This is a genomic window from Mesorhizobium sp. M7A.F.Ca.CA.003.01.2.1 (assembly GCF_003998945.1).
Taxonomy (GTDB): domain Bacteria; phylum Pseudomonadota; class Alphaproteobacteria; order Rhizobiales; family Rhizobiaceae; genus Mesorhizobium; species Mesorhizobium ciceri.
Genome location: NZ_RZRA01001189.1, coordinates 1 through 1,412, shown reverse-complemented (window position 1 = coordinate 1,412; position 1,412 = coordinate 1). Strand labels below are relative to the sequence as shown.

At 61.4% G+C, this 1,412-nt stretch carries 2 protein-coding genes; one reads left to right on the top strand and one right to left on the bottom strand.

Going from position 1 to position 1,412, the window contains the following annotated elements; genetic code table 11:
• Positions 1-783, bottom strand: a 783-nt coding sequence (locus EN969_RS31070) for an MBL fold metallo-hydrolase (RefSeq protein ID WP_164758658.1), incomplete at its 3' end; no start/stop codon positions are given.
• A gap of 149 nt (positions 784-932) precedes the next feature.
• Here EN969_RS31070 and EN969_RS31065 point away from each other — a divergent pair.
• A partial coding sequence (locus tag EN969_RS31065; protein WP_164758659.1) for a LysR family transcriptional regulator occupies positions 933-1,412 on the top strand: 480 nt, incomplete at its 3' end.

The following is a 1,412-nucleotide window of genomic DNA, read 5'->3' as shown; positions in this document are numbered from 1 at the left end:
GTCCAGTTCTTCCTCGAAGGTGAGGAGATAGGACTTGGTGAACTCCACCGCCGAAGGACCGATCGCGGCATCGGGGGCCATGTGGCCGGGCACCACGACAGCGGGCTTGCGGGCGGCAATCGCGTCCAGCGTCTTGATCCAGGCGGCGCGGCTTTCCCTGGTCTGCGTGTCGGCGGTCCAGACGTGAACGCCCGAGAAGATCATCACCCCGCCGAAAACGGCATTGAGCGACGGCACGAACAGATAGCGGCGGTTGGCCAATCCTTCTTCCGCATTGACGATCTCTACAGTCTCGCCATCGACCGTCAGCGTTGCGCCGTCGAATGCCTCGGGGAGGACGATGTCGGAAAGCGCCTGCGGGCCATTTTCCTTCAGTTGCGGACCCCAGACGGCGAGCTTCTTCTCCACATTGCCCTTGATGGCTTCCAGCGTGGCGGAGGCAGCGATGACTTTTGCCTCCGGGAAGGCGTCCCGCACCGGCTTCAGGCCGAAGTAGTAATCGGGATCAGACTGAGTGACATAGATGGTGGTCAGCTTCTTGCCGGTGGCCTTGATGGCATCGGCGAGCGCCTTGCCGTCCGGATAGGTGAAGCCGCCGTCGATCAACAGGGCTTCGCTCGGCCCCGACAGCAGCACCGGCGCACGGAAGAAACCGTTTGGACCCGCCGGGAAGTGTTTCCAGCCAAGCTTGGCGCCGGCGGCCTGGCCGCTGTCGATGGGCGCGAAAACGGCGGTTGCGCCGAGGACCAATGAGGTCTTCATGATCTGTCTCCTCGTGAACATGGAATATCTCCGTTGAATGAAAGGGGATCGGGTGCGGCTACGGGCCCGCAGGGCGGACGGTAGACGGCACGGTAAGCCCTCTGGATTAATCAATAAATTGGCCGTAATAATACAAACTGTATGTTGAAAGCTTACAATGAGCCTTCGTGGTGGAATCGATAAACCTCAATCGCCTCGCCTATTTTGCCACCGTGGTCGACGCAGGTTCCTTTACCCGCGCGGCCGAGCGGCTTGGCATCACGAAAACAGTCGTCAGCCAACAAGTCGCTCGCCTCGAGGCTGAGCTGCGGACCACGCTTCTCGTGCGCACGACGCGAAGGGTCGAGCCGACGGAAGCAGGCCGTCTTCTGCATGCACGCTGCGTTCTGATCCTGCGGGATGTCGAAGAAGCGGTCGCCGAGGTTGGCGAGGCCAACGCCGAGGTGGCCGGTGTGCTGCGTGTTTCCGCGTCCAATGACTATGGCGCGATCGTGCTGGCCCCGATCGCCGCCCGCTTTCGCCAGAGATTTCCGGCCTGCGGCGTCGAACTGGTCATTTCCGATGCCATAATTGACTTGATCGGCAACAAGATCGACCTGTCCATCCGGGTTGGCTGGCTGGATGACTCCAGCCAGCCAACCCGGATGGAC